General features: G+C 69.7%; 18 protein-coding genes. 11 read left to right on the forward strand and 7 right to left on the reverse strand.

Annotation, left to right across the window (positions count from 1 at the left end):
• Positions 1-9 precede the first annotated feature (9 nt).
• The 10 genes from ASD30_RS05230 to ASD30_RS05275 all read left to right on the forward strand — a co-directional run bounded on the left by ASD30_RS05230 (position 10) and on the right by ASD30_RS05275 (position 9153).
• Positions 10-417, forward strand: a complete 408-nt coding sequence (locus ASD30_RS05230; RefSeq protein ID WP_235532501.1) for a Rieske (2Fe-2S) protein — start codon at positions 10-12, stop codon at positions 415-417.
• A 65-nt stretch (positions 418-482) separates the two neighbouring features.
• Complete coding sequence (uvrC, locus tag ASD30_RS05235; RefSeq protein ID WP_056677816.1) at positions 483-2450, forward strand: excinuclease ABC subunit UvrC; 1968 nt, start codon at positions 483-485, stop codon at positions 2448-2450.
• Positions 2450-3337, forward strand: a complete 888-nt coding sequence (rapZ, locus tag ASD30_RS05240; RefSeq protein ID WP_056677819.1) for an RNase adapter RapZ — start codon at positions 2450-2452, stop codon at positions 3335-3337. The genes uvrC and rapZ overlap by 1 nt, the downstream gene beginning before the upstream one ends.
• Complete coding sequence (locus ASD30_RS05245; RefSeq protein WP_056677822.1) at positions 3334-4311, forward strand: gluconeogenesis factor YvcK family protein; 978 nt, start codon at positions 3334-3336, stop codon at positions 4309-4311. The genes rapZ and ASD30_RS05245 overlap by 4 nt, the downstream gene beginning before the upstream one ends.
• An 11-nt stretch (positions 4312-4322) precedes the next feature.
• Positions 4323-5309: a DNA-binding protein WhiA gene (gene whiA, locus ASD30_RS05250; protein WP_056677824.1), complete on the forward strand. Its 987-nt coding sequence runs from the start codon at positions 4323-4325 to the stop codon at positions 5307-5309.
• A 103-nt stretch (positions 5310-5412) separates the two neighbouring features.
• Positions 5413-6420, forward strand: a complete 1008-nt coding sequence (gene gap / locus ASD30_RS05255; protein ID WP_056677827.1) for a type I glyceraldehyde-3-phosphate dehydrogenase — start codon at positions 5413-5415, stop codon at positions 6418-6420.
• Between the two features lie 57 nt (positions 6421-6477).
• Positions 6478-7692, forward strand: coding sequence for a phosphoglycerate kinase (locus tag ASD30_RS05260; RefSeq protein ID WP_056677830.1), 1215 nt, complete (start codon positions 6478-6480; stop codon positions 7690-7692).
• Between the two features lie 23 nt (positions 7693-7715).
• A complete protein-coding gene (tpiA, locus tag ASD30_RS05265; RefSeq protein ID WP_056677833.1) occupies positions 7716-8507 on the forward strand; it encodes a triose-phosphate isomerase in 792 nt (263 codons plus the stop codon).
• Positions 8508-8537: 30 nt separating this feature from the next.
• Positions 8538-8777, forward strand: coding sequence for a preprotein translocase subunit SecG (gene secG, locus ASD30_RS05270; protein WP_056677836.1), 240 nt, complete (start codon positions 8538-8540; stop codon positions 8775-8777).
• A 16-nt stretch (positions 8778-8793) separates the two neighbouring features.
• The gene (locus tag ASD30_RS05275) at positions 8794-9153 is read left to right on the forward strand and encodes an RNA polymerase-binding protein RbpA (protein WP_082563555.1); all 360 of its coding nucleotides are present in this window, start codon (positions 8794-8796) and stop codon (positions 9151-9153) included.
• 197 nt (positions 9154-9350) lie between these two features.
• Here ASD30_RS05275 and pgl read toward each other — a convergent pair whose 3' ends face one another.
• From pgl to tkt, 4 genes are read right to left on the reverse strand one after another with little or no spacing between them, the layout of a single operon-like run.
• Positions 9351-10079 (reverse strand): 6-phosphogluconolactonase, encoded by a 729-nt coding sequence (gene pgl / locus ASD30_RS05280; protein WP_056677841.1) that lies wholly within the window; start codon positions 10077-10079, stop codon positions 9351-9353.
• Positions 10076-11716 carry a glucose-6-phosphate isomerase gene (locus tag ASD30_RS05285; protein WP_235532502.1) on the reverse strand — a complete coding sequence of 547 codons (1641 nt, stop codon included), beginning with the start codon at positions 11714-11716 and terminating at the stop codon, positions 10076-10078. Before ASD30_RS05285 ends, pgl begins: the two co-directional genes overlap by 4 nt.
• Positions 11713-12813 (reverse strand): transaldolase, encoded by a 1101-nt coding sequence (tal, locus tag ASD30_RS05290; RefSeq protein WP_056677844.1) that lies wholly within the window; start codon positions 12811-12813, stop codon positions 11713-11715. Before tal ends, ASD30_RS05285 begins: the two co-directional genes overlap by 4 nt.
• 58 nt (positions 12814-12871) lie before the next feature.
• A complete protein-coding gene (tkt, locus tag ASD30_RS05295; RefSeq protein ID WP_082563556.1) occupies positions 12872-14992 on the reverse strand; it encodes a transketolase in 2121 nt (706 codons plus the stop codon).
• A 93-nt stretch (positions 14993-15085) separates the two neighbouring features.
• On the opposite strand from tkt, the gene ASD30_RS05300 reads away from it, so the two are divergent.
• The gene (locus ASD30_RS05300) at positions 15086-16075 is read left to right on the forward strand and encodes a heme o synthase (protein WP_082563557.1); all 990 of its coding nucleotides are present in this window, start codon (positions 15086-15088) and stop codon (positions 16073-16075) included.
• A gap of 177 nt (positions 16076-16252) precedes the next feature.
• Here the strand turns inward: ASD30_RS05300 and ASD30_RS05305 are convergent, their stop codons facing one another.
• The 3 genes from ASD30_RS05305 to ASD30_RS05315 are packed head-to-tail and all read right to left on the reverse strand — an operon-like array spanning position 16253 to position 18896.
• Complete coding sequence (locus tag ASD30_RS05305) at positions 16253-17149, reverse strand: COX15/CtaA family protein (RefSeq protein ID WP_235532503.1); 897 nt, start codon at positions 17147-17149, stop codon at positions 16253-16255.
• On the reverse strand, positions 17146-17928 hold the full coding sequence (locus tag ASD30_RS05310) for an ABC transporter permease (RefSeq protein ID WP_056677851.1): 783 nt from the start codon (positions 17926-17928) through the stop codon (positions 17146-17148). Before ASD30_RS05310 ends, ASD30_RS05305 begins: the two co-directional genes overlap by 4 nt.
• Positions 17925-18896, reverse strand: coding sequence for an ABC transporter ATP-binding protein (locus tag ASD30_RS05315; protein ID WP_235532504.1), 972 nt, complete (start codon positions 18894-18896; stop codon positions 17925-17927). The genes ASD30_RS05310 and ASD30_RS05315 overlap by 4 nt, the downstream gene beginning before the upstream one ends.
• Positions 18897-19014 lie beyond the last annotated feature (118 nt).

Here is a 19014-nt window from a genome sequence, read left to right on the forward strand (position 1 = left end):
GACACCTCCTTGGACCACCAACCCTGTCTGAACCGACGCCACATGCTCGGCGGAGCTGCAGTCCTCGCCGTGTCGGCCCCGCTGCTGGCGGCCTGCGCCGGTGGTGACGACGACGTGAAGGCGCCCGATGCCGGCACCGAGCTCTCACCGTCGGCCGACGTGCCGGTCGGTGGAGGAGTGATCCTCGGCGACGACAACGTCGTGATCACCCAACCCACCGAAGGCGACTTCAAGGCGTTCTCCGCCACCTGCACGCACCAGTCGTGCCAGGTCGTGTCGGTCGACAAGACCATCAACTGTGACTGTCACGGCAGCAAGTTCTCGATCACCGACGGCTCCGTTGCCGACGGACCGGCGACGGAGAGCCTGCCCGAGGTCAAGATCACGGTGAAGGACGGCACGATCACCACGGTCTGACCGACTGCCCTGATCGCCCGCCCCTGATCGTCTGGTCTGTCGGTGGCTCCACGTAGGGTTGCCACGTGGCTGATCCGTCGTCGTACCGCCCTCGTCCCGGGTCGATCCCGACCCAGCCCGGGGTCTATCGGTTCCGCGATCCCAAGGGCCGCGTGATCTACGTCGGTAAGGCGAAGAACCTGCGTTCCCGCCTCTCGTCGTACTTCCAGCACATCGCGAACCTGCACCCGCGTACGGCGACCATGGTGACGACCGCGGCCAGTGTCGAGTGGACCGTGGTCAACACCGAGGTCGAGGCGCTCCAGCTGGAGTACTCCTGGATCAAGGAGTACGACCCCCGCTTCAACGTGAAGTACCGCGACGACAAGTCCTACCCGTGGCTCGCGGTCACCGTCGGCGAGGAGTTCCCCCGCGTCATGGTCGGCCGCGGCGCGAAGAAGAAGGGCACCCGCTACTTCGGTCCCTACGGCCACGCGTGGGCGATCCGCGAGACCGTCGACCTCCTGCTGCGGGTCTTCCCGATGCGGTCGTGCAGCAACGGGGTGTTCAAGCGCTCCGCGCAGATCGGGCGCCCGTGCCTGCTCGGCTACATCGACAAGTGCGCGGCCCCCTGCGTCGGCAACGTCAGTGCCGAGGAGCACCGTGCGATCGTCGAGGACTTCTGCGACTTCATGGGCGGCCAGACCAGCGCCTTCGTGAAGCGCATCGAGAAGGAGATGTACGCCGCCTCCGACGCGCTCGACTTCGAGAAGGCGGCCAGGTTGCGCGACGACCTCGGCGCGCTCAACAAGGCACTCGAGAAGCAGGCCGTGGTGCTCGGCGACGGCACCGACGCCGACGTGGTCGCGTTCGCCGAGGACCCTCTCGAGGTCGCAGTCCAGGTGTTCTACGTGCGCGGCGGCCGCATCCGCGGGCAGCGTGGCTGGGTGGCCGACCGCGTCGACGAGGGCGACACCGGCGACCTCGTCGAGCGCTTCCTCCTCCAGATGTACGCCGGGGAGTCCGGCGACTCGATCCCGCGCGAGGTGCTGGTGCCCGCGCTGCCTCCGGACCTCGACACCCTCGAGGTGCTGCTGGGCGAGCTGCGTGGCGGCAAGGTTGCGATCAAGGTGCCGCAACGCGGGGACAAGAAGACCCTCCAGGAGACCGTCGGGCGCAACGCGCTCCAGGCGCTCGGCCTGCACAAGACCAAGCGGGCCAGCGACCTGACCACCCGCAACCGGGCCCTCGAAGAGATCCAGCTCGCCCTCGAGCTCGACGAGGTGCCCCTGCGCATCGAGTGCTACGACATCTCCAACCTCCAGGGCACCGAGGTGGTGGCCAGCATGGTGGTCTTCGAGGACGGGCTGGCCCGCAAGAGCGAGTACCGCCGCTTCGTGATCCGCACGGTCGACGGGCAGAACGACGTCGCCTCCATGCACGAGGTGATCACCCGCCGGTTCCGGCGCCTCCTCGATGAGCAGGCCTCCTCCATCGAGAAGCAGGGCGAAGGCGGCGAGGGGCCGATGCTCGTCGATCCGGAGACCGGCCGACCGCGCAAGTTCGCCTATGCCCCCGGCCTTGTCGTGGTCGACGGCGGGCCGCCCCAGGTGGCGGCGGCCTCGGCTGCCCTCGCCGAGCTGGGCATCGACGACATCCCGGTGGTCGGCCTCGCCAAGCGTCTGGAAGAGGTCTGGGTTCCCCAGCAGGAGGACCCGGTGATCCTGCCACGCACGAGCGAGGGCCTCTACCTCCTCCAACGGTTGCGCGACGAGGCGCACCGGTTCGCGATCACCCACCACCGCGGTCGTCGTTCGAAGACGATGGTGGAGAGCGTGCTCGACGACGTGCCCGGTCTGGGCGAGGTGCGCCGCAAGACGCTGATCAAGCACTTCGGATCCCTGCGCAAGCTGCGCGCGGCTTCGATCGAGGAGCTCACCCAGGTGCCCGGCATCGGGCCAGGAACGGCTTCCGCCATCAAGGATGCAGTCGAGGCAGGCAGCGGCCAGACTGTCTCCGTGAACACCGCCACCGGCGAGATCGAGGAGAGCTGATGCCCGTGAACGAGCAGGAGCCGGAGGAGCCGACTGGCGAGCTCGTCGTCGTCACCGGCATGACCGGGGCCGGCCGCAGCACCGCGGCCAAGGAGCTCGAGGACCTCGGCTACTTCGTGGTCGACAACCTCCCGCCGTCGCTGCTGCCCGACATCGTCCACCTGGTCAACGAGAACGCCGGCCACAGCCAGCCGATCGCCGTCGTGGTCGACGTACGCTCCGGGTCGTTCTTCGAGTCCCTGCGTGCGAATCTCGCGCAGCGTGCCCTCGGTCGTCGTACGACGCTGCTCTACCTCGAGGCCGACGACAACGTCCTGGTCCGACGCCAGGAGGCGGCGCGTCGACCGCACCCGCTGCAGGCGGGTGGGCGGCTGCTCGACGGGCTCCAGCGAGAACGCGTCGTGCTCGCGGGTCTGCGCGGCAACGCCGATGTCCTCATCGACACGACCAACCTCAACGTGCACCAGCTGACCGACAAGGTCGCGGAGGCGTTCGGTGCGCCCCACGCGATGACGCTGAAGATCACCGTCGTCAGCTTCGGCTTCAAGTACGGCATCCCCGTCGACGCCGACTTCATGGCCGACATGCGGTTCCTCCCGAACCCCTACTGGGACCCCGAGCTGCGGCCGATGAACGGCAAGGACGCGCCCGTCGCCGACTTCGTGAAGTCGCGGCCGGACGCGCAGCAGTTCCTCGAGGCCTACGTGCCGGTGATCCAGACGGTGGCCGCGGGCTACCTGCGTGAGGGCAAGCGGTTCATGACCGTGGCCATCGGCTGCACGGGAGGAAAGCACCGCAGCGTGGCGATGACCGAGGAGATCGTGGCCCGGCTGCTCGAGCAGGGGTACGACGCCCGCGCGCAGCACCGCGATCTGGGCAACGAATGACGGGGTCGGCTCACCGTCGCGACCAGGTTCGGCTCGATGCCTCGGTCGTGGCGCTCGGTGGAGGCCACGGGCTGCACGCGTCACTCTCGGCGCTGCGTCGCGTCGTGGAGAGCCTCACGGCGGTGGTGACCGTCGCCGACAACGGTGGCTCGTCGGGTCGGTTGCGCAGTGAGTTCGGCGTCCTGCCTCCGGGCGACCTCCGCATGGCACTGGCCGCGCTCTGCGGTGACGACGAGTGGGGCCAGACCTGGGCCCGCGTGCTCCAGCACCGGTTCGACAGCGACGGCGAGATGAAGGGGCACGTGGTCGGCAACCTGCTGATCGTGGGCCTCTGGGAGCTCCTCGGCGGCCAGGTCGACGGCCTCGAGTGGGTCGCCCGACTGCTCGACGCGCGCGGACGCGTGCTGCCGATGTCGGTCACCCCGATGGACATCACCGCCGAGGTCCGCGGGCTCGACCACACCCGTCCCGACGCGACCCAGCTGGTCCGCGGCCAGGTCGAGGTGGCCACCACGGCCGGCACCCTCACCGGCATCCAGCTCGACCCGCCCGACCCGGAGGCCTGCCCCCAGGCGGTCGAGGCGGTCTACGACGCCGACTGGATCGTGCTGGGTCCGGGCAGCTGGTACACCTCCGTCATCCCGCACCTGATGGTCCCCGACCTCCGCAAGGCGATCATCGAGAGCGACAGTCGGGTGATCGTCGTACTCAACCTCGAGGAGCAGGCCGGGGAGACGGTCGGCTACACCCCGGAGGACCTCCTCGGGGCGCTCCTCGGCCACGCTCCCGACCTGGTGCTCCACACCGTCCTGGCCGACCCGGGAGCGGTGCCCGATCCCGAGCTCCTCGAGCAGGTGGTGGCCAGTGCCGGCGCCGAACTCGTGCTCGCCGACGTGGCGATGGGCGACGGATCGCCTCGTCACGACCCCGAGAAGCTGGCGGCCGCCTATTCGCGGATCATGGGAGGTGTGTAAGGATCGGCAACATGGCAATGACGGCACAGGTGAAGTCGGAGCTCGCAAGCACCCAGACCACCAAGACGTGTTGTCGCAAGGCCGAGGTGTCCACGACCCTGCGCTTCGCGGGCGGACTCCACATCGTGAGCGGCAAGATCGTGGTCGAGGCCGAGCTCGACACGGGTGCCGCCGCACGTCGGCTGCGCACCGACATCGCCGAGATCTACGGCCACACCGCCGAGGTCGCGATGGTGCAGGCCAACGGCATCCGCAAGGGCAGCCGCTACGTCCTCCGTGTCGTCAAGGACGGCGAGGCCCTGGCCCGCCAGACCGGACTGCTCGACCAGCGCGGCCGTCCCGTGCGCGGGCTCCCGCCGCAGGTGGTCAGTGGCGGTGGCTGCGACGCCGTCGCTGCCTGGCGCGGCGCCTTCCTGGCCCACGGCTCCCTGACCGAGCCCGGACGATCGTCCGCGCTCGAGGTGACCTGCCCCGGACCCGAGGCCGCGCTGGCCCTGGTCGGGGTCGCCCGTCGACTCGGCATCCAGGCCAAGGCCCGCGAGGTGCGTGGGGTCGACCGCGTGGTCATCCGTGACGGTGACGCGATCGGTGCCCTGCTCACCCGGCTCGGCGCCCACGAGACCCTGATGGCCTGGGAAGAACGCCGCATGCGCCGCGAGGTGCGGGCCACCGCCAACCGGCTCGCCAACTTCGACGACGCGAACTTGCGACGCTCGGCGCGCGCCGCAGTCGCTGCCGGCGCCCGCGTCGAACGTGCCCTCGAGATCCTCGGCGACGAGGTGCCCGACCACCTCCAGCTTGCCGGCCACCTCCGGCTCGAGCACAAGCAGGCCTCCCTCGAGGAGCTCGGTCAGCTGCACGACCCGGTGCTCACCAAGGACGCGATCGCCGGCCGGATCCGCCGACTGCTGGCGATGGCCGACAAGCGCGCCGAAGAGCTCGGCATCCCCGACACCGAGTCGTCGCTGACCCCGGACATGCTGGCCGAGGAGTCCTGAGCGTCCCGGTTCGCCAGGGGCATCGTGTGTCCTGCGTCACGTCTGACGCTAGGGTTCTGCAGACCAGACCATCGACGACATCTCCGCGAGAAGGTGGCACAGCATGACTGTTCGGGTAGGGATCAACGGCTTCGGCCGAATCGGGCGCAACTTCTACCGGGCGGTGCGCGCCTCGGGAGCAGACGTGGAGGTCGTTGCGGTCAACGACCTGACGGACAACGCCGTCCTCGCCCACCTGCTGAAGTACGACACCATCCTCGGCGTCCTCGACGCCGAGGTCTCCTCCACGGAAAAGTCGATCACGGTCGGCGACAGCAGCTTCGTCGCCTTCGCCGAGCGCGAACCGGCCAACCTCAAGTGGGGTGAGGCCGGGGTCGACGTCGTGGTCGAGTCCACCGGGTTCTTCACCGACGCCGAGCAGGCCCGCGCCCACGTCGACAGTGGCGGTGCGAAGAAGGTCATCATCTCGGCGCCGGCCAAGAACGAGGACGTCACCATCGTGATGGGCGTCAACCACGAGTCGTACGACGCCAGCGCGCACACCGTCATCTCCAACGCGTCGTGCACCACCAACTGCCTGGCCCCGATGGCGAAGATCCTCAACGACGGAATCGGCATCGAGCGCGGCCTGATGACGACGATCCACGCCTACACCGCCGACCAGAACCTTCAGGACAACATCCACAAGGACCTGCGACGTGCTCGTGCCGCCGCGCTCAACGTGGTTCCCACGTCCACGGGTGCGGCCAAGGCGCTCGGGTTGGTCCTCCCGGAGCTGAAGGGCAAGCTCGACGGCTACGCGCTGCGGGTCCCGGTGCCGACCGGCTCGGTCACCGACCTGACCTTCACGGCCTCCCGCGACACCACCGTCGAGGAGATCAACGCGCTGTTCAAGGCAGCCACCGAGGGCGACTTTGCCCGCTACGTGAAGTACTCCACCGACCCGATCGTGTCGTCCGATATCGTCACGGATCCGTCGTCGTGCATCTTCGACTCCCCGCTGACCAAGGTGATCGGAAACCAGGTCAAGGTGGTCGGCTGGTACGACAACGAATGGGGCTACTCCAACCGCCTCGTCGACCTGATCAGCTACATCGGCGAGACCCTCTGAGTCGTCCCGCCCACCAGCACACGGCAGAACAGCCAGCCCAGAACAGGAAGGCATGGCATGGCAGGCATCGACACGCTCGCGTCCGCACTCGGCGGGAGCCTCACCGGCAAGCGGATCCTGGTCCGCTCGGACCTGAACGTCCCGCTCGACGGCAACACCATCACCGACGACGGACGGATCAGGGCCAGCGTGCCGACGATCAAGGCCCTCGCCGACGCCGGTGCCCGCGTGGTCGTTGCCGCCCATCTCGGTCGACCTGAGGGCAAGCCCGACCCGGCGTACTCACTGGCGCCAGTCGCCGCGCGCCTCGGCGAGCTGCTGGGCGCCGACGTCGCCTTTGCCACCGACACGGTGGGGGAGTCGGCCCGTTCGACGGTCGAGGCCCTCGCCGACGGCCACGTCGCGGTGCTCGAGAACGTCCGCTTCAATCCGGGCGAGACCAGCAAGGACGACACGGAGCGTGGCGAGTTCGCCGACCAGCTGGCCGCCTTGGCCGACGGCTTCGTGAGTGACGGCTTCGGGGTCGTGCATCGCAAGCAGGCGTCCGTGTACGACGTGGCGAAGCGGTTGCCGCACGCGATGGGCAACCTGGTCGCGGCGGAGATCGACGTGCTCCGTCGGCTCACGGTCGACCCCGAGCGCCCCTACGTCGTGGTGCTCGGTGGATCGAAGGTCTCCGACAAGCTGGGCGTCATCGACAACCTGCTGGAGAAGGCCGACAAGCTCCTGATCGGCGGCGGCATGGTCTTCACCTTCCTCAAGGCCCAAGGCCACGAGGTGGGCAAGAGCCTGCTCGAGGAGGACCAGCTCGACGTCTGCCGCGAGTACGCCGAGCGCGCGAAGTCGAGCGGCGTGGAGATCGTGCTGCCGACCGACATCGTGGTCGACACCGCGTTCCCGAGCGACGACCGGGAGCCGCAGCCGCAGGTGGTCGCCGCCGACGCGATCCCGGCGGACTCCCTCGGTCTCGACATCGGCCCCGATTCCGGCGTCGCCTTCGCCGCCGAGCTCGCCGATGCCCGCACCGTCTTCTGGAACGGGCCGATGGGGGTCTTCGAGGTCGACGCGTTCGCCGCCGGCACCCGGGCCGTCGCCGAGGCGCTGACCAAGGTCGACGGCCTCTCGGTGGTGGGCGGTGGCGACTCCGCTGCCGCCGTACGCCAGCTGGGCTTCGAGGAGTCGGCCTTCGGTCACATCTCGACCGGCGGCGGCGCCAGCCTCGAATACCTCGAGGGCAAGGAACTGCCCGGCATCACCGTTCTCGACGACTGACAACTCCTCACGCAAGGACCCTCATGGCCAAGCGCAATCCGCTGATGGCGGGCAACTGGAAGATGAACCTGAACCACCAGGAAGCGGTGGTCCTGGTGCAGAAGCTCGCATGGACGCTCTCCGACAAGCGTCACGACTACGGCAAGGTCGAGGTGGTCGTCGTACCGCCGTTCACCGACCTTCGGTCGGTGCAGACCCTCGTCGACGGCGACCGGCTCTCGGTGAAGTACGGCGCCCAGGACGTCTCCATGCACGACAGTGGCGCCTACACGGGCGAGATCTCGGCGGGCATGCTGGCCAAGCTGGGGTGCTCCTACGTGGTCGTCGGCCACTCCGAGCGCCGCGAGTTCCACGCCGAGACCGACGAGGTGGTCAACGCCAAGGCGGTCAAGGCGATCGCTGCCGGCATGACGCCGATCGTCTGTGTGGGCGAGGGGCTGGAGGTTCGGCAGTCCGGTGAGCAGGTCGCGTACACGCTGGCCCAGGTCGACGGCTCGTTGGCCGGCCTGACTGCGGAGCAGGTCGCCGAGCTCGTCATCGCCTACGAGCCGGTCTGGGCGATCGGGACCGGCGAGGTGGCGACTCCCGACGACGCGCAGGAGGTGTGCGCGGCGATCCGTGCCCGCCTCACCGAGGTGCACGGGGAGGCCGCCGGAGCCGCGTGCCGCATCCTGTACGGCGGCTCGGTGAAGGCCGCGAACGTCGCCGGCATCATGACCCAGCCCGACGTCGACGGTGCCCTCGTCGGAGGGGCCAGCCTGCAGGCCGACGAGTTCGGCGGCATCTGCAGGTTCTACGACATGCCGGTGCTGTGATCCCTGAAATCGTGAGTTAGTGTTGCCGCTGTGACTTTGATCTTCACCATCCTCCTCGTGCTCACCAGCCTGCTGTTGATCGCCATGGTCCTGTTGCACAAGGGTCGTGGTGGTGGCCTCTCCGACATGTTCGGTGGCGGCGTCTCCAGCAGCCTCGGTGGCTCGTCGGTGGCCGAGCGCAACCTTGACCGTCTGACGGTCGGTCTCGGAGTTATCTGGGCGGCGTGCATCATCGCGCTCGCTCTCCTGATGGCCTACAGCGGCGTCTGATCGAGAGGACTGAAACGTGGCTGGTGGAGGAAACGCAATCCGGGGGAGCCGGGTCGGAGCCGGCCCCATGGGTGAGGCAGAGCGCGGTGAGGCAGCCCCGCGCCAGAGTGTCACCTACTACTGCTCGCACGACCACCGTTCGGTGGTGACCTTCGCAGTCGAGGCCGCGGCTCCTGAGTCGTGGGACTGCCCGCGGTGCGGACTCCCTGCCAGCCAGGACTCCGAGAACCCGCCGCCGGCCCCGAAGATCGAGCCCTACAAGACGCACCTCGCCTACGTGAAGGAGCGACGCTCCGACAAGGAGGCGGCCGACATCCTCGACGAGGCCGTCAAGCTCCTCCGCTCCCGCCGAAAGTCCGGCGACATAATTTTCTGAGCGCAGAGCGCTCCGAAAATTGTAGGAGCCGAACGGGCCATTGTTGCTGCGAGCGCCAGCGAGCGTCCAGCAAGAATTGCCGGTTCGGCGAGCGCCCGGCAACGCGTGAGGTGCCCGCAACGGTGGACACGGTCGCCGTACCCCGCTCGCACGTCAAGAACTGCAGGCCCGCGCGTCAAGAACTGCAGGCTCGCGCATCAAGAATCCACGGCTCGTGCGGCGGCTGCGTCGAGCCACCACACGATCTCACCGGTGCCCGTGACACCCGTGGCCGGAGCACCGTGCAGGTCCAGGTCTCCGCGGGAACGCGCCACGGCCTCGGCCTTGTCGACGCCGGAGACGATGAACCACACCGCTCGGGTGTGGTTGAGCGCACCGAAGGTCAGGCTGATCCGCTCGGGCGGCGGCTTGGGGGAGTCGGGGACGGCGACCGCGATCCGGTCGTCGACGTCGATCTGGTGGGACCCCGGGAAGAGCGAGGCGATGTGGCCGTCGGGGCCGAGACCGAGCATCACGACGTCGAACTGTCCGCCGCCCTGGGCGCGGATCTCGTCGGAGTAGGCCTGCGCCGCCTCGTCGAGGGTCAGCCCGGAGTCGTGGGACGGCATCTCGTGCACCCGCTCGGGGTCGACGTCCATGTGGTCGAGGAGGTCTCGACGGGCCTGGACGGCGTTGCGGTCGTCACTGGTGGCGTCGACGTACCGCTCGTCGCCCCACCAGAAGTCGACCTCGTCCCAGTCGACGTCGAAGCCGTTGAGCGACGAGGCCAGCTTGCGGTGCACCAGTCCGGCGATCGTGCCACCGGTCAGGCAGACCGAGGGCACCCGGCCCTCGGCCTGCACCTCGGCCAGGCGCTGGATCAGTGCTTCGGCGACGGCCTCGGCCAGGGCGTCGCCGTCGTCGTGGACCTTGGTCGCCGTCGTCATGACAGCAGCGCCCGCAACTGGGCGAGGCCGCTCTCGAGATCGGTGAGGTGGAGGCGGAGCAGGGGTCGTCCCTTGTCGGCCAGCACCTGGCCGTCGCCGATCGCCTGCGCGACGAGGAACTGCTGGTAGGTGAACTCGCGACCCGGCACCTCGAGGTCGGCGGCCGGCTCGGCGGTGACCTGGAGGTAGACGCCGGTGGCGGGTCCGCCCTTGTGGTACTGCCCGGTCGAGTGCAGGAACCGTGGTCCCCAGCCGAACGTGACGGGTCGTCCGGTGCGGGTGGCCAGCTCGGGACGGCAACCGGCCAGGTCGGCGTCGCGCTGTCGGTCGAGGTAGGCCTGCACGGCGAGGTAACCGTGCGCGGCGTCGAGGTTGCCGAGCAGTGCGTCCACGGCCGCGGCGGCAGTGGACGTGCCCTCGGGCAGCCAGTCGCCGGCGTACACGCTGATCGCCGCGTCGGTGAAGGAAGGATCCGGGGTGGACCCGGCGCCGTCGAGCATCTCGCGGGCGGCGGCCTTGGCGCTCTCGACGTCGGGCTGGTTGAACGGGTCGATGCCGATCACCCGGCCGGCGACGGCGGTGGCGTACTCCCAGATCAGCATCTGGGCGCCGAGGGCCGCATCGACCGAGGCCCCCGTGGCCGAGGCCGGGCGGACGGACGCGAACGGGAAGTCGGGACCGAACGTGGACAGCACCGAGTCGGGGGTGCTCGGCACGAAGTTCGGGGCCTCGAGCGACTCCACCACGACGGGCAGGATGCCCTTGCCGTCCTTGCCGGTCGATTCGGCGATCAGCTGCTCGGCCCAGTCACCGAAGCCGCTGAAGTCGGCCCCGGCGTTGGCCAGCACCAGCTTGTCGACGCCCTGGCTGGATGCCTGGCCCAGAAGGGCACCCAGGCGGAGTGCGGGGTTGTTGACGGAGTCTTCGGAGAGCGCGGACTGCACCTGGTGCGCCTCGTCGAGCAGGGCCCCGATGTCGGCCCCGGCCAGGCCCGAGGGCACCAGCCCGAAGGCAGTGAGCGCGGAGTAGCGCCCGCCCACCTTGTCGTCGGCACGGAACACTCGGTAGCCGTCGGCACTGGCGCTCTTGTCGAGCGGCGAGCCGGGGTCGGTGACGACCACGATGCGCGCGGTCGGGTCGATGCCCGCGTCTCGGAACGCGGCCTCGAACGAGCGCTTCTGGCTGTCGGTCTCGACGGTGCCGCCCGACTTGCTGGACACCACCACCGCAGTGGCCCGGAGGTCCTGGCCGAGGGCGGAGCGGACCACGTCGGGATTGGAGGAGTCGAGCACCTCGAGGGGCACGCCGGCTGCCTTGCAGATGACCTCGGGCGCCAGCGACGAGCCACCCATGCCGCACAGCACCACCCGTGAGACGCCCTGGGCGGCGAGCTCGTCGCGCAGTGCCTCGATCTCGGACACAAGTGGACGCGAGGCGGTCGGCAGGTCGACCCAGCTGAGCCGCTTGGCGGCCTCATCCTCGGCGGCGCGACCCCACAGCGTCGGGTCCTGGGCGGCGATCCGGGAGGCGACCTTGTCAGCCACGAGCTGGTGGACCGCAGCGGCGAAGGCTGCCTCGTCGGGGTAGCCGAAGTGCAGGCAGAAGCCGTCGCCCTCGGCGACGTTCCAGGCGGTCACGACCGGCTGCTCTCGAGCTGCCCCTTCACCGTCTCCACGAGCTCGGCCCAGGACTTGTCGAACTTGTCGACACCCTCGGTCTCGAGCACCACCAGTACGTCGTCGAAGTCGATGCCCACGCCCGCGAGTGCGGCGAACACCTCCTCGGCCTCAGCGGAGCGGCCGCTGACCGTGTCGCCCTTCAGCTCGCCGTGGTCAGCAAACGCATCCATGGTCTTCTCCGGCATGGTGTTCACGCAGCCGTCGACGACCAGCTCCGTCACGTAGAGCGTGTCGGGGTAGGCCGGGTCCTTGACGCCGGTCGAGGCCCACAGTGGGCGCTGCACGTTGGCTCCGCCGAGCTGGAGGAAGCGGTCGCCCCCGAAGACCTCCTGGTACGCGGCGTACGCACGCCGGGCATTGGCGATCGCGGCCTTGCCCTTGAGTGCCTTCGCCTCGTCAGTGCCGATCGCGGCGAGGCGCTTGTCGACCTCGGAGTCGACCCGGGACACGAAGAACGACGCCACCGAGTGGATGGTGGAGAGGTCGATGCCCTTGGCCTGGGCCTGCTCGAGACCGGTGAGGTAGGCGTCCATCACCGCGCGGTAGCGGTCGATGCCGAAGATCAGGGTCACGTTGACGCTGATCCCCTCGGCAGTCGCCGCCGTGATCGCCGGCAGGCCGGGCTCGGTGGCCGGGATCTTGATCAGCACGTTGGGCCGGTCGACGGTCTCCCAGAGCTCGCGGGCCTGGGCGATGGTCGCCTCGGTGTCCATGGCCAGGCCGGGCTCCACCTCGATGGAGACCCGCCCGTCGAAGTGGTCGCCGGCGTAGACGTCGGCGAGCACGTCACAGGCGTTGCGCACATCGTCGGTGGTCAGCGCGCGGATGACCGCGTCGACGTCCTGGCCCTCGGCCCCGAGCTTGGCCACCTGGTCGTTGTAGCGCTCGCCGTCACCGATCGCGCCGGCGAAGATCGTGGGGTTCGTGGTGACCCCCACGACCGACTTCTCCTTGACCAGGTCGGCCAGGTTGCCGGTCTCGATCCGCTCCCGGGAGAGGTCGTCGAGCCACACCGACACACCGGCGTCGGCAAGGGACTTGAGTCGTTCGGACATTGTGTTCCTCCTGAACTGCGGTCGGGATCTGCCTGCGCGGTGCGCGGTGGGGCGTCGGTCAGCCCTGCGCGGCCGTGATGCTGTCGCGCGCCGCCGAGGCCACGGCCCCGGCGGTCACGCCGTACTCCTCGAAGATGCGCTTGTAGTCGGCCGAGGCGCCGTACTGCTCGATCGAGATGATGCGTCCGGCGTCGCCGACGATCTCGCGCCAGCCCTGGGCGATGCCGGCCTCGACCGAGACCCGCGCCTTGACGGTGGGCGGGATGACCGAGTCGCGGTAGGACTGGTCCTGCTCGTTGAACCACTCCACGCACGGCATCGAGACGACTCGGGCCTTGATGCCCTCGGCAGCGAGCTCGTCACGGGCCGCGACGGCCAGCTGGACCTCGGAGCCGGTGCCGATCAGGACGACGTCGGGCGCCCCGCCGTCGGCGTCGACCAGGACGTAGCCGCCCTTGGCGACGCCGCTGGTGTCGGCCCAGTGCTGTCCGGTTTCGGCCTCCTCGCCGCGCGGGAACGTGGGCACGCCCTGACGGGTGAGGCACAGTCCGGCCGGACGGTCGGTGCGCTGGAGCACGGCCAGCCACGCGGCCGCCGTCTCGTTGGCATCGGCCGGGCGGACCACGTCGAGCCCGGGGATCGCGCGCAGGGCGGCGAGGTGCTCGATCGGCTGGTGGGTGGGGCCGTCCTCGCCGAGACCGATCGAGTCGTGGGTCCAGACGTAGGTCACGGGCGCACCCATCAGCGCGGCCAGGCGTACGGCGGGACGCATGTAGTCGGCGAACTGGAGGAACGTGCCGCCGAAGACGCGGGTCAGGCCGCCGAGGGTGATGCCGTTCATGATCGAGGCCATCGCGTGCTCGCGGATGCCGAAGTGCAGCACCCGGCCGCGCAGCGGGTCGCCCGACCACTCGTTGGACGAACGGTCGGCCGGGATGAACGACGGCACGCCCTCGATGGTGGTGTTGTTGGAGCCCGCCAGGTCGGCCGAGCCGCCCCACAGCTCGGGCATCAGGGGTGCGATCGCGTTGATGGTCTTGCCGCTCGCCGAGCGGGTCGCCACGCCCTTGGCGTCGGCGGGGAACACCGGCAGCGCCTCGGCCAGGCCGTCGGGCAGGGCACGGGTGCTGACCCGCTCGAGGAGCGTCTTCTGCTCGGGGTTGGCCGTCGCCCACGCGGCGAACTGCTCGTCCCACTCCTTGCGGGCGGCAGCGCCACGGTCGGAGAGCGCGCGGGTGTGCTTGAGCACGTCGTCAGGCACCTCGAAGGTCTGCTCGGGGTCCCAGCCGAGCACCTTCTTGGTGGCCGCCACCTCGTCGTCGCCGAGTGCGCTGCCGTGGGCGGCCTCGGTGCCCTGGGCGTTGGGCGCGGGCCAGGCGATGATCGTGTCGAGCACGATGAAGCTGGGCTTGTCGGTGACCTCGTTGGCCTTCTGGATGGCCGCGTGGAGCGCCGGGACGTCCTCGTCGTAGCCGGTGCCGCCGTTTGTCCAGTCGACGGTCTGCACGTGCCAGCCGTAGGCCTCGTAGCGCTTGCCGACGTCCTCGCCGAGCGCGATGTCGGTGTCGCCCTCGATCGAGATGCGGTTGCGGTCGTAGATCACGGTCAGGTTGCCGAGCTCCTGGACGCCGGCGATCGAGGACGCCTCGCCCGAGACGCCTTCCTCGATGTCGCCGTCGGAGCAGATCGCGTAGACGTGGCGGTCGAACGGTGACTCGCCAGCGGCGGTGTCGGGGTCGAGCATGCCGCGTTCGCGTCGCGCGGCCATCGCCATGCCGACCGCGTTGGCGACGCCCTGGCCCAGCGGGCCGGTGGTGGTCTCGACACCGACGGTGTGGTGGTACTCGGGGTGGCCCGGGGTCTTGGAGCCCCAGGTGCGCAGCGCCTCCAGGTCGGAGAGCTCGAGACCGAAGCCGCCCAGGAACAGCTGCGTGTAGAGCGTGATGCTCGAGTGGCCGCACGAGAGCACGAACCGGTCACGCCCCTGCCAGTAGGCGTCGGACGGATCGTGGCGCATGACCTTCTGGAAGAGCAGGTACGCCGCGGGCGCGAGGCTCATCGCGGTTCCGGGGTGTCCGTTGCCCACCTTCTGGACCGCATCCATGGCCAGCACGCGGGCCGTGTCGACGGCGCGGCGGTCGAGGTCGGTCCACTCAAGGGTGGGGGAATCGGTGGTCACGTGAGGATCCTCTCGTTGCAACTACGGCGGCAACGACGAGCCTACTCATCATGGGCTATAGACTCGACGTCGGCTCCACCGTTTTCCATCACCATGACGCAGTCTTTGCAACCCGAGGTTTTCGTGACGTACGTCGGCCAGTCGGCTTCCACCCCTGAGCGGGCGGCAGACCCGTCGGGCGACCCCGAACGCGCGTCGTTCAAGGACGTCGTCGCCGCCTACGTCGGTCTGACCAAGCCGCGGGTGATCGAGCTGCTGCTCCTCACCACCGTGCCGGTGATGTTCTTCGCCGACCGTGGCGTGCCCGACCTGTGGCTGGTCGTCGCGACCGTCATCGGCGGCACCCTGTCGGCGGGCTCCGCCTCGGCGTTCAACTGCGTCTACGACCGTGACATCGACGAGCAGATGCGACGCACCCGCCGCCGCGCCCTGCCACGCCACATCGTGTCGGCCGGCTCGGCCCTGCTGTTCGCCGTGGTGCTCGCGGTGGTCTCGACCTTGGTCCTCGCAGTGTGGGTCAACTGGCTCTCCGCGGCCCTGTCGCTGGGCGCCAACGCGTTCTACGTGCTGGTCTACACGATCCTGCTCAAGCGGCGTACGACCCAGAACATCGTCTGGGGCGGCCTCGCCGGGTGCTTCCCGGCCCTCATCGGCTGGACGGCGGTCACCAACGAGCTGGCCTGGACGCCGATCGTGCTGTTCATGGTGGTCTTCTTCTGGACGCCGCCGCACACCTGGGCCCTCGCGCTGCGCTACCGCGAGGACTACGCGAACGTCGACGTCCCGATGCTGCCCGTCGTGAAGCCCGCGGCTGAGGTCGGTCGACAGATCGTCCTCTACTCGTGGGTGATGGTCGCGACGTCGCTGGTGCTGTGGCCGGTGGCCGGCACCGGTTGGTTCTACCCGGCGTGTGCCGCCGTCCTCGGCGGGGTCTTCCTGGTCGAGGCGCACAGGATGTGGGGCCGCACGAAGGGCACCGAGACCCTGTCGCTGATCAAGCCGATGCGGCTCTTCCACACCTCCAACCTCTACCTCAGCCTCCTGTTCGTCGCGGTCGCGCTCGACCCGCTGCTGACCCGCTGAGACCCCCTTCGCGGGCTGTCGTCAGGACCGTCGCGGGAGCGGTGGTCTGGACCGGGAAAAATAGTTCGGGGTCCGAAGCAACCAAACCGGTGTCCGCCACGTCATACCTGTTGAACGGCGGCGTGCCCGGTCTCGGGGGTTCGGGCACCCCGCCGTCCCAGTTCTTCCCGGGTCTGCTCAGACCGTGCGCTGTGCGCGCACCACGACCCAGGCGAGGGTCGCTGCGGTCAACGAGGCGCCCAGCATGTGCACGGTGACCAGCGGCACCGGCAGGTCGTTGAAGTACTGCACGAAGCCGACCACGCCCTGCAGCAGCTCGACCAGGAGCAGGGCGCCGGCGGCCCGCCGTACGCCCTCCAGCCGCTGCCGGTGCGCGAGGGCGACGATGCCGACCGTCAGGGCGACCAGCACGTAGACCGCCGACGCGTGCACGTGCGACCAGACCTGGGGGTCCAGGCCCGTACGTCGTGCATCGAGGTCCCCCGCGTGGGGCCCGGAGCCCGTGACCACGGTGCCCAGCCAGAGCACGACCCAGCCGACGCCGAAGACCAGCCAGGCCAGCCTCCGGGTCTGCTCCGGCGCTCGGAGTGGGTCGTCGGCGGACCAGGTGTCCGGCTGCCGGGTGACCTCGACGAGCAGCACACAGAGCCCGATCAGGGCCATCGAGACCAGCAGGTGGAAGGCCACGACGTAGGGGTTGAGGTCGGTCAGCACCGTGACGCCGCCGATGATCGCCTGCGCAGGCACGTAGAGCGCGATCATGGTCGACAGGCGCACCGTGCGGGTTCCGTTGACGCCGCCCGAGGCCCGGTAGGCGAGCGCGGCCAGCCAGCAGGTGATGGCGACCGCAGCGAGCACCCAGGTGAGCATCCGGTTGCCGAACTCGATCGCGCCGTGGATGCCGAGGGCGCCGTGGGCGACGTACGACTCGTCCGTGCACCGCGGCCACGTCGGACAACCAAGACCCGATGCGGTCAGGCGGACCACGCCGCCGGTCACCACGATCATGATGTTCGCGACCAGGTTCGTCACCGCCAGGGGGCGGAGGTACCGGGCCGGAACGATGTTGCTCACTCCCACTTGAAGCTCCTGCTCGCCATCGCGCCCGCCGCGACGGCCCAGACGGCCAGCACGGCGAAGGCGACGAGATTGACGGATCCGTCGATGAACGCGTCCCGCATGGCGTCGCCCAGGGCTGCGGACGGGAGGAACTGGATCACCGCGCCCGCCGAGCCGTAGGTGTCACGGGGGAGCACGATGCCGCCGCCCATCATGAGCAGCAGGTAAACCAGGTTGGCCACGGCCAGCGTCGCCTCGGCGCGCAGGGTCCCGGCCACGAGCAGGCCCAGACCGGCGAATGCCGCCGTACCGAGCAATGCGGCCGCCACGGCCAGCAGGACGCCGGCAAACCCGCCGCCGGGACGCCAGCCGAACCCGAGGGCCACCGCACCGATGACGACCGCCTGCAGGACCTGTACGCCGAGCAGGGCGATCACCTTGCCGAGCAGCAGTCCGGAGCGTGGCAGCGGTGAGGCACCGAGGCGCTTGAGCAGCCCGTAGCGGCGCTCGAACCCGGTGGCGATGGCCAGCGACGTGAACGACGTGGACATCACCGCGAGGGCCAGGACCCCCGGGGTCAGCACGTCGACCGGGGTCTCGTCGAAGTCGAGTCCCAGACGGCGGGCCGCCAGGATGCCGCCGACCAGTGCCAGCACCGGGATGACCACGGCCAGCAGCAGCTGCTCGCCGTTGCGAAGCAGCAGGCGGGTCTCCATGGAGGCCTGGGCCACCACCTGGCGGGAGAGTGGAGCCGAGCCCGGGGCCGGGGTGAAGTCCTGGCGGGTGGTGCTCATGCCTCGAACTCCCGTCCGGTCAGCTGCAGGAAGACGTCCTCGAGCGTGCGCTGGCCGAGGACCAGGCTCTCGGGCAGCACGTCGTGCTCCTCGCACCACGCGGAGACCCGGGCGAGGGTCGACCCGTCGGCGGGACCCGTGATCAGCAGGCTCTGCTCGTTGATCTCCGTCACCTCGGTGTGGTCGCCGAGCGCGATGCGCAGCTTGTCGGGGGAGCCGGGCGGGAACGGTCGGGTCACGACCAGGCGGATCGTGGCCTGGTCGCGGGCCCGGGTCAGGTCGAAAGGGGTGCCGCTGGCGACCAGGCGCCCGTGGTCGATGACGTGGACCAGGTCGGAGAGCCGCTCGGCCTCGTCCATGTGGTGGGTGGTCAGCACGATCGTGACGCCGTCGGCCTTGAGCTCCTCGAGCAGCTCCCACGTCGTGCGTCGCACGGCGGGGTCCATGCCCGCCGTGGGCTCGTCCACGAAGACCAGCTCGGGGCGGCCGACGATCGCCATCGCGAGGCCGAGTCGCTGCTGCTGCCCGCCGGAGAGCCGGCGGTACGGCGTACGCCCGCACTCGTCGAGGCCGAGTCGCTCGACCAGCATCTCGACGGGCAGCGGGTGGGCGTGCAGGCGTGCGATGTGGCGGAGCATCTCCTCGGCCCGCACCCCCGACCAGGCGCCACCGGACTGCAGCATCACGCCGATGCGGGGGAGCAGCGCACGGCGTTCGCGGGTCGGGTCGAGCCCGAGCACCCGGACCGTGCCGGCCTGTGGTCTACGGAACCCCTCGCACACCTCGAGCGTGGTGGTCTTGCCGGCGCCGTTCGGCCCGAGCACGGAGGTGATGGTGCCCCGCTCGACGCGGAGCGACAGCTCGTCGACGGCGGTCTTCTCGCCGTAGCGCATGACGAGGCCGTCGATCTCGACGGCCGCCGCGTCGGATCCTGGGCTGCCGGGAGCGACGTCGGGGGAGGGGGGCACCGGGACAGTCTAGGAACGCCGCCCCGGACGCCGAAAAACAGGTGACCCATCAGGGACACCTCCCTAGGGTGGAGGACCGATGAGTTTCGTGACCGGCGCGGGTCGAAGTGTCAGGAAC

It is taken from the genome of Nocardioides sp. Root140 (genome assembly GCF_001426745.1).
Taxonomy (GTDB): domain Bacteria; phylum Actinomycetota; class Actinomycetes; order Propionibacteriales; family Nocardioidaceae; genus Nocardioides.

Coding starts and splice junctions, on each gene's coding strand:
- tal (WP_056677844.1), bottom strand. CDS start 12,813: ATGTCCGAACGACTCAAGTCCCTTGCCGACGCCGGTGTGTCGGTGTGG.
- ASD30_RS05310 (WP_056677851.1), bottom strand. CDS start 17,928: ATGAGCACCACCCGCCAGGACTTCACCCCGGCCCCGGGCTCGGCTCCA.
- ASD30_RS05300 (WP_082563557.1), top strand. CDS start 15,086: ATGACGCAGTCTTTGCAACCCGAGGTTTTCGTGACGTACGTCGGCCAG.
- gap (WP_056677827.1), top strand. CDS start 5,413: ATGACTGTTCGGGTAGGGATCAACGGCTTCGGCCGAATCGGGCGCAAC.
- rapZ (WP_056677819.1), top strand. CDS start 2,450: ATGCCCGTGAACGAGCAGGAGCCGGAGGAGCCGACTGGCGAGCTCGTC.
- pgl (WP_056677841.1), bottom strand. CDS start 10,079: ATGACGACGGCGACCAAGGTCCACGACGACGGCGACGCCCTGGCCGAG.
- whiA (WP_056677824.1), top strand. CDS start 4,323: ATGGCAATGACGGCACAGGTGAAGTCGGAGCTCGCAAGCACCCAGACC.
- tpiA (WP_056677833.1), top strand. CDS start 7,716: ATGGCCAAGCGCAATCCGCTGATGGCGGGCAACTGGAAGATGAACCTG.
- ASD30_RS05260 (WP_056677830.1), top strand. CDS start 6,478: ATGGCAGGCATCGACACGCTCGCGTCCGCACTCGGCGGGAGCCTCACC.
- ASD30_RS05245 (WP_056677822.1), top strand. CDS start 3,334: ATGACGGGGTCGGCTCACCGTCGCGACCAGGTTCGGCTCGATGCCTCG.